The organism is Desulfospira joergensenii DSM 10085, from assembly GCF_000420085.1.
In the GTDB taxonomy this organism is placed as follows: Bacteria; Desulfobacterota; Desulfobacteria; order Desulfobacterales; family Desulfobacteraceae; genus Desulfospira; species Desulfospira joergensenii.
In genome coordinates, this window is record NZ_ATUG01000002.1 from 1,228,513 (window position 1) to 1,244,651 (window position 16,139).

Annotated in this window: 11 protein-coding genes; all 11 read left to right on the forward strand. The window is 52.7% G+C overall.

From position 1 onward, the window contains the following. On the forward strand, nucleotides 1-486 hold the full coding sequence (locus F608_RS0118065; RefSeq protein ID WP_022667060.1) for a 2-thiouracil desulfurase family protein: 486 nt from the start codon (nucleotides 1-3) through the stop codon (nucleotides 484-486). Nucleotides 487-1,037: 551 nt separating this feature from the next. Further along, nucleotides 1,038-2,633, forward strand: a complete 1,596-nt coding sequence (locus F608_RS0118070; RefSeq protein ID WP_027362876.1) for an ABC transporter substrate-binding protein — start codon at nucleotides 1,038-1,040, stop codon at nucleotides 2,631-2,633. Nucleotides 2,634-2,715: 82 nt separating this feature from the next. Continuing rightward, entirely contained in the window at nucleotides 2,716-3,726 is a 1,011-nt protein-coding gene (locus tag F608_RS0118075; RefSeq protein ID WP_022667062.1) for an ABC transporter permease subunit, read from the forward strand. A gap of 9 nt (nucleotides 3,727-3,735) precedes the next feature. Next, nucleotides 3,736-4,635, forward strand: a complete 900-nt coding sequence (locus F608_RS0118080; protein WP_022667063.1) for an ABC transporter permease subunit — start codon at nucleotides 3,736-3,738, stop codon at nucleotides 4,633-4,635. Nucleotides 4,636-4,658: 23 nt separating this feature from the next. Continuing rightward, entirely contained in the window at nucleotides 4,659-5,630 is a 972-nt protein-coding gene (locus tag F608_RS0118085; protein WP_022667065.1) for an ABC transporter ATP-binding protein, read from the forward strand. Beyond that, the gene (locus tag F608_RS0118090) at nucleotides 5,623-6,600 is read left to right on the forward strand and encodes a dipeptide ABC transporter ATP-binding protein (protein WP_022667066.1); all 978 of its coding nucleotides are present in this window, start codon (nucleotides 5,623-5,625) and stop codon (nucleotides 6,598-6,600) included. Before F608_RS0118085 ends, F608_RS0118090 begins: the two co-directional genes overlap by 8 nt. After that, on the forward strand, nucleotides 6,581-8,164 hold the full coding sequence (locus tag F608_RS0118100) for a DUF885 family protein (RefSeq protein ID WP_084681185.1): 1,584 nt from the start codon (nucleotides 6,581-6,583) through the stop codon (nucleotides 8,162-8,164). Before F608_RS0118090 ends, F608_RS0118100 begins: the two co-directional genes overlap by 20 nt. An 8-nt stretch (nucleotides 8,165-8,172) precedes the next feature. Next, nucleotides 8,173-9,573, forward strand: coding sequence for a hypothetical protein (locus F608_RS0118105; protein WP_022667069.1), 1,401 nt, complete (start codon nucleotides 8,173-8,175; stop codon nucleotides 9,571-9,573). After that, nucleotides 9,570-10,346: a class I SAM-dependent methyltransferase gene (locus F608_RS0118110; RefSeq protein WP_027362877.1), complete on the forward strand. Its 777-nt coding sequence runs from the start codon at nucleotides 9,570-9,572 to the stop codon at nucleotides 10,344-10,346. Before F608_RS0118105 ends, F608_RS0118110 begins: the two co-directional genes overlap by 4 nt. 534 nt (nucleotides 10,347-10,880) lie before the next feature. Further along, the gene (locus F608_RS0118120; protein ID WP_022667070.1) at nucleotides 10,881-14,891 is read left to right on the forward strand and encodes a S8 family serine peptidase; all 4,011 of its coding nucleotides are present in this window, start codon (nucleotides 10,881-10,883) and stop codon (nucleotides 14,889-14,891) included. Between the two features lie 199 nt (nucleotides 14,892-15,090). After that, on the forward strand, nucleotides 15,091-16,026 hold the full coding sequence (locus tag F608_RS0118125; protein WP_022667071.1) for a hypothetical protein: 936 nt from the start codon (nucleotides 15,091-15,093) through the stop codon (nucleotides 16,024-16,026). The last annotated feature ends 113 nt before the right edge of the window (nucleotides 16,027-16,139 follow it).

Sequence of the window (16,139 nt, forward strand, 5' to 3'; positions counted from 1 at the left end):
ATGGAAAAAATCCTAATCTCTGCCTGCCTGGCAGGGGACCGGGTCCGATACGACGGGCGCCTGGCCCCTCTGGACCATCCCCTGATCCGGGAATGGAAAAAACAAGGCCGCCTGGTCCGGTTCTGTCCGGAAATGGAAGGGGGACTTCCCATGCCAAGGCCCCCGGCCGAAATTCTCCGGGGGCCCGGGGCAGGGGGGCTGGATGGAAAGATCCGGATAAAAACCGTTCAGGGAGAAGATGTGACCCGGGCCTTTATCAAAGGGGCTGAGCTTGCCCTGGCACTGATTCTCCGGAAGAACATCTCTGTTGCCCTGTTAAAGGATAAAAGCCCGTCCTGCGGCAGCTCCCGGGTGTATGACGGGAAATTCAGGGGGCGATTGATCCCGGGCATGGGGACAACCTCAGCCCTGCTGGACAGATTCGGAGTCCGGGTTTTTTCAGAAACCCAACTGGAGGCGCTTAACCTGTTCCTGAAATCCGGGTAATGAATTTTTACGCTTTTCATGGGGATTTGAGGACCATTTTATCGTCCTAACAATTCTCTCATTATCGTTACTTTCGTCGTTGAGAAAAAAAGGAATCAAACTTATTTTGCCAGACGGGAGTCGTAATCCACCACAAGGAGAAATGGTATTGTCTTTACAGAATAAAGATGGCCTTGGTACTCAATGCCTGTGGGATATGGCCGGGTGACCGGGGCAGGATCATAGAATAAAAAGGCTTTCCGGCCTGTGAATAGAAAATGAGAGGGAATAAAGTATCGAACGGATTGGAATTCCTCTTGAATTGATGTCCTTGAATTGCTCTGGACATGTTAGAATTTTGTTGTATAATGGCACAAACGAGATATCCGGAGCTGTTTAAAAAAAGGTTTTCAAGTGACAGATGCCTTTTTTCTTGACCGGTCTGTCCAAATGTAAATAGATAGTTTGTCAAACGCCGAATCCAAAAAATTATTGTACTATATATTTGCGGATTCCCGAAAGGTTGTAATGCCACTTATAATATTAACTTATTTTTTTGAGGAGAGAGAAAGATGAAATGGACTAGATTTTTGTCTGCCGCCAGCCTTGTCCTTTTGGTATGCCTGCTTGCCGCAACGGTTCAGGCCAAGACTTTTGTTTACTGCTCGGAAGGCAGTCCGGAAGGTTTTACCCCGGCCCTTTACACAGCAGGTACGACATTTGATGCGACATCCAAAAATGTTTTTGACCGGCTCGCGCTTTTTGAACGCGGAACCACCAAAATCATTCCCGGACTGGCTACATCCTGGGATGTATCTACTGACGGTACCGTCTATACCTTTCACCTGAGAAAAGGGGTTGATTTCCATTCCACGAAATTTTTTACACCCACCCGTCAGTTCAATGCAGACGACGTCATTTTTTCCTTTATGCGTCAATTCGATAAGAATCATCCCTACAACAAAGTTTCCGGCGGTTCCTATGAATACTTCACCGGCATGGGCATGCCGGAGCTGATCAAATCCATAGAGAAAAAGGATGACTATACGGTGGTTTTTACCTTAAACAAACCGGAAGCACCTTTTATCGCCAACCTGGGCATGGACTTTGCTTCCATCCATTCCGCAGAATTCGCAGATCAGATGCTCAAGGCCGGAACCCCTGAAGAATTCGACCAGAAACCCGTCGGAACCGGCCCTTTTAAGTTTGTTTCCTATCAAAAGGATTCCATGATCCGCTACGAAGCCCATGACACTTACTGGATGGGCCGTGCCAAGATAGATAAACTGGTTTTCTCCATTACACCGGACGCATCGGTTCGTTATGCAAAGCTGAAAGCCGGTGAATGTCATCTGATGCCCTATCCCAATCCCGCGGATTTGGATCAGATGCGAAAAGACCCCAAGATCAACCTGATGGAGCAGGAAGGCCTGAACGTTGGATATCTGGCCTTTAACGTTACGAAGAAGGAATTCAGCGATGTGCGGGTCCGCCAGGCTTTGAGCATGGCCATTAATAAACAGGCCATTATCGATGCGGTTTTCCAGGGCGCGGGCAAAATCGCCAAAAATCCCATCCCGCCTACCATCTGGTCGTACAACGATCAGGTCAAAGATTATTCCTACGACGTGGCAACAGCCAAAAAACTGTTGGCAGAAGCAGGATACCCCAACGGGTTTGAGACCGATATCTGGGCCATGCCTGTACAGCGCCCCTACAATCCCAATGCAAGAAGAATGGCTGAAATTATCCAGGAAGACTGGTCAAAAGTCGGGGTCAAAGCCAAGATTGTCTCCTATGAATGGGGGGAGTACCTCAAACGTTCCATGAACGCCGAACACTCCACCGTGCTCCTGGGCTGGACCGGAGACAATGGAGATCCGGACAACTTCATGGCCGTACTTCTCGGTTGTGACGCCGTCGGCTCATCCAACCGTTCCCAGTGGTGCTACAAACCCTTTGATGACCTGCTCAAGAAGGCCAAGCTGACAGCTGACATCAAGGAAAGAACCCGGCTCTATGAAGAGGCCCAGCTGATTTTCAAGGAACAGGCCCCCTGGGTGACCATTGCCCATTCTGTGGTATTCGAACCCATGAGTAAAAACGTTGTCAACTACAAAATTGACCCCTTTGGCGGTCATATTTTTTACGGCGTGGATCTGAAATAATCAAGTTGGTTTAAAATGATAGCGGCGGTACGGCTGACTTATTGCCGTACCGTCCCCTTTATGTGAAGACGACGGTTTTATCATGATTCAATTTTTTTTAAGACGGTTCTCCCATATTGTTCCCGCTTTTTTCGGTGTCACTCTCCTGACGTTTTCGCTGATTCACCTGATTCCGGGAGACCCTGTGGAACTCCGGGCAGGGGAACGGGGGATTGATCCGGCCCGGCATGCGGCCATGAGGGCTGAAATGGGCCTGGACAAACCCCTGTATGAACAGTATCTCAAGTATATCGGCGGTGTTTTCAAAGGAGACCTGGGCCGGTCTTTTGTGACCAAAAAACCGGTTCTGGAAGAATTTTTGACCCTGTTTCCGGCAACCCTTGAACTGTCGTTCTGCGCCATGATTTTTGCCATCCTGGTGGGACTGCCCGCCGGGGTGATTGCCGGGGTCAAGCGGGGCACCGTTTTTGATCATACAGTCATGGGGGTTTCTTTGACCGGCTATTCCATGCCGATTTTCTGGTGGGGTCTTTTAATGATTCTGTTTTTTTCGGTCCATCTGGGCTGGACTCCGGTATCCGGCAGACTGTCCGCTCTTTACTGGATCGATGCCGATACCGGTTTCATGCTCATCGATGCCCTGAGATCCGATGAAAAGGGAGCCTTTATATCGGCGTTGAGTCATCTGATTCTGCCCTCCATTGTCCTGGGCACCATTCCCCTGGCGGTTGTCGCCAGGATGACCCGTTCTGCCATGCTGGAGGTGTTGCAGGAAGACTATGTCCGGACTGCCAGGGCCAAGGGACTGGCCCCGGGGCGGGTGATCATGGTCCATGCCCTTCGGAACGCCCTGATCCCCGTTATTACGGTCATCGGACTCCAGACAGGAGTGCTGCTGGCCGGTGCCATTCTGACCGAGACCATTTTTGCATGGCCCGGCATAGGGAAATGGATACTGGAATCCATCAGACGGCGGGATTATCCCGCCATACAGGGCGGGATCCTGATCATCGCCACCCTGATTATCTTTGTCAATCTGGGGGTGGATCTTCTTTACGGTATCATCAATCCCCGCATTCGATACAACCGGTAGGAATATAAGATGAGTGAAACACAAACCCCGTCCCAGAACAGTCTCGCGCCGCCGCATCCCTTGAAAGAGTTCTGGATCTATTTCAGCGAAAACAAGGGTGCGGTTCTGGGGCTTTATGTTATTCTTTTTGCAATCCTTGTTGCGGTATTTGCGGATTACCTAGCACCGCACAGCCCCTTTGATCAATACAGGGACGCCATTCTCCAAGCCCCGTCCTGGATGGAAGGCGGCACCACCAAGTTTTTTCTTGGTACAGATGACGTGGGCAGAGATATCATGTCCCGCCTGATTTACGGGGCAAGGCTCAGTCTCCTTGTGGGGGTCATCGTGGTTACCATTTCTCTTGCCGCCGGAATTATCCTCGGAGTAACCGTCGGTTATATCGGCGGATTCTATGAAGTTGTTGTCATGCGGCTCATGGACATTATCCTGGCCCTGCCCAGCCTGCTTCTGGCCCTGGCCATTGTCGCCATCCTGGGTCCGAGTCTTCGGAACGCCATTCTGGCCATTGCTGTCGTTGTTCTGCCCCATTACGTAAGGTTGACAAGGGCGGCGGTGATTTCGGAAAAAAGTAAGGATTATGTCACCGCATCCCGGGTCTGCGGATCAGGTCCTTTCAGGATGATGTTTGCCGTTCTTTTACCCAATTGCATGGCACCCCTGATTGTCCAGGCCACTCTCGGTTTTTCCACTGCGATTCTGGATGCGGCTTATCTGGGATTCCTGGGCATGGGAGCCCAGCCGCCCACACCCGAATGGGGTGCCATGCTGGCCAATGCCCTCCAATTTGTCCAGAGGGCCTGGTGGGTGGTCACCTTTCCCGGGCTTGCCATCCTTTTGACCGTGCTGGCATTTAACCTGGCCGGAGACGGACTCCGGGACGCCCTGGATCCAAAGATGAAACGGTAAGTTTAGGTATATAAGAAAAAAATATGAGTCAGATTTTAAAGATAAAGAAATTATCCGTTGATTTTGACGGGTTCAAGGCAGTAGACGATGTGGAATTGTCCCTGGATGCCGGAAAAGTACTTGGAATAGTGGGGGAATCCGGTTCCGGAAAAAGTGTTACCCAGCTGGCCCTCATGGGACTGATCCCCTATCCCGGTATCATCAAAGCAGAGCAGCTCGTTTTTAAAGGCCGTGACCTTCTGACCCTGCCCGATAAAGAAAAACGCCGGATCACGGGAAGGGAAATCGCCATGATCTTTCAGGAGCCCATGACCAGCCTCAATCCTTGTTTTACGGTTGAATTCCAGCTTGTGGAGGCCCTGAAGGTCCATGAGGGCGGTTCAAAAAAGGATTTGCACCACAGGGCCGTGGAACTGCTTCAGCAGGTGGGAATTCCGGCACCGGAAGACCGGATGAAGAGCTTTCCCCACCAGCTGTCCGGAGGCATCAGCCAGCGGGTGATGATTGCCATGGCCATTGCCTGTAATCCGACCCTTTTGATTGCAGATGAACCCACCACGGCCCTGGACGTTACCATCCAGGCTCAGATTCTGGATCTTCTGATTGGCCTGCAGAAAAAGAACAATATGGCCCTGATTCTGATTACCCACGACATGGCCGTGATTGCAGAAACGGTTGAGGATGTTGTGGTCATGTACGCCGGCCAGGTGGTGGAAAAAAATACGGTCGACAATATGTTTTCTGCCCCGCGCCATCCCTATACGGAAGCTCTTTTGAACTCTCTGCCGGAACGAAATGTCGATTCAAAACGCCTGCCCACCATTCCCGGGGTGGTTCCGGGGAAATATGACCGGCCCACAGGGTGCCTGTTTCATCCCAGATGCAAATATGCAAAAGAGAAATGTGCATCTGTAAATCCTGAACTGGTTAAGGAAGGCCAGAGTGCGTTCAGATGCCATTTCCCTCTTGTCAACGGAGTCCCGCAATATGAATGAAAAGACCATTATTAAGGCCACAGAGCTTGCAAAATACTATACGATAAGGGAAGGGATGCTCATTAAGAGATCCTTGACCCTGAAGGCCTTGGACGGGGCAAGCTTTAATATCAAGCCTGGGAAAACTTTTTCCGTGGTCGGGGAATCCGGGTGCGGAAAATCCACCCTGGCCAGGCTGATCACCATGATCGAACGCCCCACTGCCGGGGATTTTGAGGTGGGCGGCATCAATGCCGTCACAGGGACTTCCCAGGAGATGAAAGCCCTGAGAAAAAAGGTCCAGATCGTATTTCAGGATCCTTATGGCTCCCTGAACCCCAGGAAAAAAATTGGATCAATTTTGGAAGAGCCGTTGAAAATAAATACGGATTTAAACCGGGAAGAACGGCGGGAACAGTCGCTGGCTATCATGGGAAAGGTGGGCTTGAGCCCTGAGCAGTACCGACGGTATCCCCACATGTTTTCAGGGGGACAGCGTCAGCGGATTGCCGTGGCCCGGGCCCTGATGCTCAATCCGGACCTGGTGGTGGCGGATGAACCGGTATCGGCACTGGATGTGTCTGTCCAGGCCCAGGCCTTGAACCTGCTCATGGATCTCCAGGAGGAAATGAACCTGGCCTATCTGTTCATCTCCCACGACCTGAGCGTGGTCAGGCTGATTTCGGACGAGATCATGGTCATGTATCTGGGACGACCCGTGGAGCAGGGTAAAAAGGAAGTGATTTTTGAAAATCCCCTCCATCCCTATACCATGGCGCTTCTGGCCGCTACGCCCCACGTGGATAAAAAGGCCCGGAAAAAGCGGATTCTGCTCAAGGGAGAGATCCCGTCTCCCCTGGATCCGCCGCCGGGCTGTACCTTTCATTTAAGGTGCAATTACATGACGAATCTATGCAGGGAAAACCAGCCCAGGTTGAGGGTTGTCGGGGAAAGGCAGGTGGCCTGCCACCATGCTGAAAAATTCTGCTGAAGATATAGGTTTACAGATCCATGAGGCCATTGCCCGCAATTTCCCCATTGCATCGGCCAGTGACGAGTTCTTTTATTTTCCCCAGGTCAAGGCCCGCGAACCGGACTGGGGAACCTGGGACCGGTTTTCTCCGGAGTTTATTTCCGGGTTTGTTAAAAGGCTTTCCTCATGGGAGGGTGAACTTGATGGACTTTCCACTGATTCGCCTTTATTAATTCCGGGGGAGAATCTGGAAATCCGGGTGCTCAAAAACAGGGTTCAAACCCTCGGGGAACAGCTGGATATCATCCGGACATGGGAGACCCAGCCCTCCTTTTATCTGACCCTCACCTGCCTGGGCCTGTCCAATGCCCTGGAATCGGGGCGGTCTGAGGCGGGTCAGAGGGCCCGGGCCCTGCCACAGTTCCTGGATCAGGCAGCCAGAAATCTAAAAGACGTTCCTGAACTCTACCGGGATCTGGCCATGGAAATGATCCCGGATACTAGGGATTATCTTTACATGCTCCTGCCTGAACTGCCTGAACTGTCGCCTTCCCTGGAGGCCCTGGACCGGTTTGGGGAGTGCCTGAAAAATCTTAAGGTGCGGCCGGGGTTTATCCTGCCCCGGGAAAAACTGGACCGGATTATTGATACCCATATCAACAGCGGCATGGGCATTCAAGAGGTCAATGGGGAACTGGATCTGGAGATTCAGGCCGTAAACCGGGGATTAAAAAAAGAGGCCCGGAAAATGGGGATGAAGGACTGGCAGGAAGGGTATGAGTCCATTCCCCTCCCAAAGGCAGGCGAAGAGGGCCTGCTCGGGATCTTTAGGGATGAAGTTCAAAATCTCGGTCTTCACTGCAGATCATCGGGACTGGTATCGGACCGGATTTTTCAGGCCAATCCGGTCCGGGTGATGCCGGTCCCCGGGTACCTGTCTGCGGTCCGGGCTGCGTCAAGTTACAGCATTTCCCCGGGCCATCCCCCTTCAGGGGGGGTGTTTTATGTGATTGATGCCCATGACCCGGACGAAGCCAAAAGGGGATACAACAGGGAATACCGGATCCTGGCCGCCCACGAGACCTGGCCGGGCCATCATCTTTTGGATATCTCCCGGTGGAACCTGGCCTCTCCCGTACTCAGGGCCTTGGAACAGCCGATTTTTTACGAGGGATGGGCCTGCTTTGCCGAGGAACTTCTCTGGCTCACCGATTATACCCAGGAGCCCCGGGACCGTCTCATGCTTTTGAAAAGGAGACTGTGGCGGGCTGTCCGGGGAAAGGTCGACCTGGGACTCCAGACCGGTGCCATGGAAACGGATGAAGCGGCCGAATATCTGACCCGCACCGGCATGGGCCGGTCCCAGGCCCGGTCATCCGCCCGGAAATATTTATTGAACCCGGGTTATCAATTGTGCTACACCTTGGGGCTGAGACGCTTTCTATCCCTGTTTGACCGATACGGTGAAAATGATCCAATCCAATTTTCCCGAAATATTCTGAGCCGGGGAGAGATCGGTTTCAAGGAACTTGAATCTTTATTAAAGCCGCATTTCACTGCCAACGGGGAATCAAATCAATAGGGGGAATTTTGACCCGATCCCATGAGTTTTACGGCTATCATTCAGAATGGAACCTGGGCAGCCCGGGGGGCTGGGACTATCAGCGAATTACCCAGGAAATCGGCAAGGCTGTATGGGACAACCTGTTTCCGGGAGGGACCTCCGGTATTAAACTGGACTTTTATCATCCCCTGCTGTTTCCGGTAAACGGCCTGGTCAACCTCCTGCTTGAGGCACACAGGGCCAGGGAAGGTGACAATCCCGGGCTGATCGCCGTGGTGGCCGAAGAGGAAACCCTGGAAGATGTGGTGGAAAATCAGAACCTGGCCAGGCACCTGGACCGGATTGAAGGCATTACCGGGATCCTTACGGCGCCCCAGTCCCTGGAGATAAACCACGGCCGGGTATGTTTCAAGGGCCGGCCTGTTTCCGCCGCATTCATGGATTTCAACACCGATGTCCTCCTCTCCCTGCACAGAAAGCACGACCTTACCCCCATGCTCCAGGCGGTCCGGGAAGGACGGGTCATCAATCCCAGGGGCACCGAGCCCATCAACGTCAAAAGCATGTTCGAGGTGGTGACCGATCCTGAAACCAATGGCTCTTTTCATCGGGAAACCATTGAACGGACTCCCTGGACCCGCCGTTTTTTTCCCAGGTCCACCACGGGCCCGGACGGAGAAGCCATTCCAGACCTTGTGGAGTGGACCCGGGAAAATTGGGACAACCTGGTCCTGAAACCCGAACGGGGATATTCCGGCCACGGGGTCTGTGTGGGAGGAATTTACAAGGACGGGGACAAGGCCGTTGAACTTGCCCTGGAAAAAGGGGCCTATATCGTCCAGAAAAAGGTGGATCTTGCCCTGTGGGCGGAAAAGGTTCCGGAACTGGACAAGGAGAACCGGTCCGTTGTCCTGACCACATTCCAGACCGATTTCAGGTGTCTTTTCGGCCCGGACGGCATGTTCGGATTTCTCTGCCGCTACGGCCAGGTTCCCACAAACGTGGGAAGCGGAGGCGGTGTCCAGCCCATGGCGGTCCTGGAATCGGATATGACCGTGGGAGAGGCCACGAAACAGATCAATGACCTCATCCTGGACATGGAATACGGCCGGGTCGCCCGGGCCGTTGAATTTCAGGAAAAACTGGCCCTGGATCACCGGTTTACCTATCTCCTGGGGCCCATAAAAATCGCCCTCCGCCCCAGGCTGATCACCCGGGCCCAGATCAACCGTCTTGAAACCTATTGCCGGGGAATCTGGGAGGACTGCCTCACCCTGGAGTCCATGTGGCAGAACGGTGGCCTGGACTCCTACATCGATATCGAACCCGAGGAACTTGAAATCGCAAGGTCCCAGCCCTGGAAAGGTTCTCCCGCTATTTTCGCATCCGACGGGATCTTCAGTTTCGGAGCCCATGAAAACCAGTGAACCCCCTAGCCAATGAAAACTGGTGGAAAGAGATCTTTGATGATCTCTATCTTTTGACCGACGGCCGTTCTGTCTGCGATCCTCAACTGACCTCCAGCGAAGTCGACTTTATTGAATCGGCCCTGGGTTTTGATCCATCCGATTCCATTCTGGACCTGTGCGGTGGCCAGGGCCGCCATGCCCTGGAGCTTGCCCGGCGGGGTTTCTCAGATATAACGGTCCTGGACTACTCCCATTACCTGGTCCGTGAGGGAGAAAAAAGGGCCGGGCAGGAGGGGCTGAACACCTCCTTTATCCAGGGGGATGCCCGGGATACCGGCCTGGCCCCGGAAAGTTTTCAGGGGGTCATGATCATGGGCGGTTCATTCGGCTATTTTGTCCGGGAAGAGGAAAACCAGAGAATCTTAAGCGAATCCTTTCGAATCCTCAGGCCCGGGGGAACATTCCTCCTGGACCTTCCGGACAGGAGATTTGTCCTGGAAAATTTTAATCCGGTCTCGGTTCACAACCCGGGAAAAAATATCCGGGTGATCCGGAACCGGGAGCTTGAGGGGGATATCCTCTTCTGCCGGGAAATTGTTACCTGTGGGGACAGGGGCTGCTTAAGGGACAGCAATTACAATATCCGCCTTTACAGCCCTGAAAAGATCGTCCGGATGCTGGGGGAGACCGGGTTTTTCGAACTCTCTTTCCAGGAGGATTTCATGGCCCGCCAGGAAACCGGGGATTACGGCACCATGACCAACCGGATGGTGGTTAAGGCCCTCAAGTAGGCTTTTGGGCGGTTGCGGTTATTTTTTCTTGTCCTTCTGCTCGTGATTAATCGCAGAAACAAAACTCGTCCGTAAAAATCCAGTAAGCATAGCCTTGGTTGTATTTTAATACGATATCCGTTATATAGGTATCTTCGGTTATACTAGGGCAGTGAAATTCTTAACGTGGCCGAAGAATAACCGAAAGGGCGGAGCCGTGCCCTATTATCCTTTCTTTGAATTTCCTTTTCTTTAGAAGTTTCCGGTGATTTTACGTCCAGCCTCTTCAGTTCCTTCTGGGCAACACCCGGCATTCTCTCTCAGCTTTTTTCAAAAAATTTGTATCACATCATCATTCCCAAGTTCATTTCCTTTTAAAAAAGATTCGGATTCTCTCCTAAACCTGTGCCAAACACATGGTGGCATGCAGGCGGAATGGAATTCTCTTTTAGAACCAGCATCCCTTTGGCCATCGTATCCATACCCCTGATACCCAAGGGCATTAAACGGCTTTGGCAAAAATTAAGTAAACATTCGTAAAGGAGGGAATAAAAAATGAAAAGCCATTATTGTCGCTTTATCCTATGTGTCGTTCTTATCAATGCCCTTGCCGCCTGCGCGGTGATCAAACCAGATCCCTTTAGAATTCAGATCGGGGATCGCAAATTCACCCCCAAAGAGATGGACTCCACGGCCATTGCTTTGGAACTGGGAAAAATCGATGCTTCCCATGCCAATATACTCCTCCAGGTCGACCATATTCCCACGCTGCGCCAGCGCCGGACACTTGAAGATCTGGGCATCCGGCTTGAGACGCCCCTGTCCGGCCATGCCTGGCTTGCCTCTGTTCCGACCTCTCTGACAGCTGAACAGATAGAGAGCATTCCTCTGCGCTGGGTCGGTTTCCTGGATAATCGGGATAAGCTGGCGCCGTCCCTGAAGAAAAAAACAACAGGGGCATATGCCGGCCGGGAGCCAGGCCGAATCGAATTGATGGTAAAATTGTTCCAGGAGGCAGATTTCAACGGGGTTGCCCGGCAACTGGAAAAACTTGGGGGGAAAATTCTCCGGGATGCCGGAGAAAATCTGGGGGTGATCGTCGTATCCGTGCCCGAGGGGAAACTGGATTCGGTCGCGGCCATTAATGCCGTGCGATATGTTGATCCGGCCCTTGGCCCTGGACTGCCGGAATCAGACAGGGCAAGGTCGTTTATCGGTGCCGACCCTGTACAGGCAGCAGGTATAGAGGGCACCGGGGTTACGGTGGGGGTCTTTGAATATGAGCATATTTACGCTGCCCATCCGGATTTCGGCGGCCGCGCCCTCAAAGGGGACGGCGGACCGACCTACCCGGATGAGGGTTTTGCCCATCCCACCATGACGGCGGGAATGATCGCCGGAGACGGATCCTTGGCAGCGGCAAACGGAGGGACCCCCCTCCAGTGGAGGGGTATGGCGCCGGATGCCTTCATCAGTTTTTATGCATACCAGGACCCTGTGGATTCCGTGACCAACTACATGGACGATGTCCAGGATGCCGTTGTTAACGACGGCATTGATATGGCCAATAACTCCTGGGGGGATTCGGGGTGCGCGGATTTCGCCTATGGCGCCTATGCCGGGCGTGCCCCATTTCTGGACAATATCGTTCACGGCTCCCTGGGACGAAAGATCCCCATTATCTTTTCCGCCGGCAATGAACGCCGGGGAATTTGGGACTCGGACCTGGAGGATTACACCTATGACTGCCTGGCCAACACAGCTTCTCCCTTTGAGAACTACGGCAGCCTCAACCACCCAAAATCAGCCAAGAATATCCTGGCCGTGGGGGCTGTGGACAGTGACAACGATAAGATGTCCGATTACAGCTCCTGGGGCCCCACCCTGGACGGAAGGATCAAGCCCGAGGTGGTGGCGTCCGGTCATCATAACGGGGCAGATGACGGGAATATTACCTTCATCGACAACCCCTACGGCCGGGAAGTCGATGCCTGGGGAAATGAAACCTACGGCAACCCGAGCCAGCAGGATTTCCGTGTTCCCTATCGTTTTAACCCGGCAGATCCGGATGATTTCCGGTATGGCTGGTATGGCCAGACTTCATCTGCAGCAGCCCAGGTTTCCGGTGGCTATGCCCTGATTCTGGATGCATGGCGCGAACAGTTTCCCGGCCGGGCCGATCCCCTGCCCTCCACCTATAAGGCCCTTGTGGTTCATACGGCCCGGGACCTGGACAACGCCACCTCCTGGTATAACCCCGGGCCCGACTATGCTTCGGGTTTCGGCGTTGTAGATGTGGATGCCGCAATTACATCTGTGCAGAGGCGGGAAGCATTGGAAAACCAAGTGGATCACGGCGGATCTGAAACCTATTACCTGGCAGTGGCAGCCGGGACTCCATCACTGAAAATTACACTGGCCTGGGATGATCCGGCCGCAGCCGACGGTGCCGACCCGGCCCTGATCAACGATCTCGACTTGGTTGTCACCGCACCCGACGGAACCCGCCATTATCCCTGGACTCTGGACCCGGCCTCTCCGTCGGCTGATGCGCAGCAGAATCAGGCCGATCGTGTCAATAACCTGGAGCAGGTGGCGGTTGATGCCCCTGTTCAGGGCACCTGGGAAGTCAGTATCGCGGGCCACAGTGTTCCCGAAGGCCCACAGCCATTTTCCCTGGTGGCGGACAACGGACCGGTCCGCAGACCCCTTGATCTTATCCTGGCCCTGGACATCTCAGACAGCATGAACTCTGCACCTCCGGGAGGAGGGCCCGTGGCCACAAAAATCGAATTGCTCAGGCAGGCCGTGGAGATATTCCTGGAAACCTGGAGTCTTCATGCCATCACAGACGATAAGATCGGAGTGGTCTATTTCAGCACGGATCTTTCCGGTATTCCAGGAGCGCCTTCCGTGCTCCTGGACCTGGATGCCCATCTTTTGAACATCATCGATCATGTGGGAATTGTCGGTGCCTCAGGCTGTACAGCCATGGGCGCAGCCCTGCAGGAGGCCTTTGACAGCTTTGATCCCCTGGGGAACAATAAACGCGCCATTGTTCTTTTCAGCGACGGTATGCAGAGCATCAATCCCTTTGTCGGTGAAGAGGGGACCCCGTCCCGTCTGAAAATAAAAGACTATGGTAGCGGTGAGACCCTGCCCTTTGGGGCGTTCCGATGTGACCCGGGTACGGCCTTGACCATTGGCGGGATTCCCAGCTCGCCGGATGGTGAATTCATCGATGAACATGATGTCCAGATCCATACCATCGGGACAGGGGTCAGCGGGGCCGGTTTCGAAGAATTGATCGAGAGAATCGCCGTGGAGACAAACGGGGCATTTCATTTTACCTCCACGCCGGATGCGGAACTGGATCTTTTTTATACCGATGATCTGGTCCAGAGCCTCAAGGCCAATACCCTGGAAATCGTTAAAACCGATGCGGGAAATCTCGCTGGAGGAAAAACGCATCTGATCCGTTTTCCGGTCAATGAGACCGCCAAAAATCTCACACTGGTATTGTCCTGGAAAGGGAAAATGCAGGAGAATGCCGTGTCCATACATGCTGCCACACCCGGTAAGAATCAGGCGGTTGCCGCAGAGATTAGAAACGGGAAGCATTATACGGTGATGCGGTTTGACCGTGCCCTGGATCCCGGGGATTTTACCGGCGAGTGGATGGTCCAACTGGAAAACACTACCAGCCGGACACTCGGCTTTCAGCAGTCTGTCATCGTGGATGAGGAAGATTGTTTCAGCTACGCCTTTGCCCATGATACCGGAATGCAGTATGCGGGCGGAAAAATCCATCTTACAGCCAGGCTTTCAGAATATGGCCGGCCCTTTGCCGAAGCCAAGGCAGTATCCGTATCTGTTTCAGCGCCTGCCCTCAGCCGGGGCAATCTGCTGGCGGAATGGCTGCCCCGGGCTCAAATCAAAATGCCGAAATTAAAATTCCCCCTGCCCTTGAAATTCAAACCGTATCGGATCGAGACAAATGCCGTCATTGAAAAACGGCTCAGACAACTGGGTAATGATCCGGAATTCACAGAGCTGCTGAACCGACGCAAGACATGGTCGATCCAGCTCCTGGACAACGGTAATGTGGAAAACGGTGACTGGCTGGCCGGGGATGGCATCTACAGTGCATTTATGGAGAATACCATGGTTGCAGGGGATTATCACCTTTCCTATCAGCTGGGGGCAGAATCCAATTGCGGAAGTGTAAGCAGGAGTCAAAATGCTTCCCTAGTGATTCAAGCCGGTGAATTTGACCCTGACCGGTCTGAGATTAAATTTCAACGTATCCTGGAAGGGGCTGTGATTCAGGTCCGGCCGGCGGACAAATTCGGCAACCTGCTGGGACCGGGCCAGGCCCATAAGGTGAATATTCAGGTGGAAGGCGGAAAACCTATGGGTTCCGTCATTGATCATTTGGATGGCACCTATGAACAACGGATCATAATCAGGAAAGATATCGACCCCAGAATTTCAATTGAAATCGGGGGGGGCGGACGTGGCAAATTGATAAATTCACAGTTTTTTAAAATATTTGAGATGAAATGATCCTTCAAAGGATGAATAGCCGCTATGGGATATCAGAGGGGAAAAATGAAAATGGTTTTAAGAGGTTGCCCCCGATATCTATATCGGCTATTCTAAATTAATTGCTGTAACGATGTCCCATATCCTTTTCTGTAAAACCAGAGGCCTTTATGAAAAAGATACAGCAATCAAACTTTCATAAATTTAATCCGGAGAGATCATGTTTGGACTCGACATGCTGGATGTGATGGTCGGCCTGATTACCATATATCTGTCTTTTGGTATTGCCTGTACCTCTATGGTGGAGGCGGTTTCAAGTGTACTGGGACTGAGGAGCAAGAACCTTCAAAAGGGGATGGATGAGTTTTTTCAGGGAGATTTATCCGTGGGCAAAAATAACAAAGCCTTTATCGACGCCTTTTATGAACATCCCATGATCCAGACCCTCAGCAGGGGGGCCAAGGGGCGTCCGTCCTATATCCCCACGGAGATGATCGGCCAGGTTGTTGAATCGATTTTAAACCGAAACGGAAGCTTCCAGAATCTGAAAGAGGGGCTGGATACCATGCCGGGAGAGCCGGGGAAAAACCGGATCAAGGATCTTCTCCTGGTGTTTCATGATCAATCCAAGGGGGATCTGTACCGGTTTAAAAAGAAGGTGGAAATCCATTTTGACGAATCCATGGAGAGGGCGGCCGGATGGTTCAAGCGCAAAACCCAGTATATCGCCATCGGTTTTTCCACCGTCCTGGTGATCCTTGGCAACATAGACACCATTGACATTGTCCGTCACCTGTCGGTGAACCCGGAGTCCCGGACCGCTTTGGTAGAATCCGCTGACAGGCTGTTGGAAGAACGAAAAAACAGAGAGACTGAAATTGTAGAGTCCTCGGATTCGGATGAGACCCTGAAGGAACGGGCAGAGGAAAAGACGGAAGAGGCCAGGAAAACCTATGCCAGGGCCGTGTCAAATCTGGAAAAATCCGGTTTGAAACTGGGCTGGAACAGGATCCCCCGGGGATGGGGGGAATGGATGTCAAAAATAACCGGACTTTTGATCAGTGCGTTATCCGTCTCTTTGGGCGCCCCGTTCTGGTTCCAGGTTCTCCAGCGGTTCATGCAGGTGCGCGGATCCGGCGGCAAAAAGGGAAAATAAACCGGAACCAGAGCTGCCGGAAGGCAATGTTATAAAAATCTTTGTCCATTCAAGAAAAGAACTTTGGCTGATTTACGTTCAGTTTCAAGCGAATTCGGTAGATGCTTTTGAGA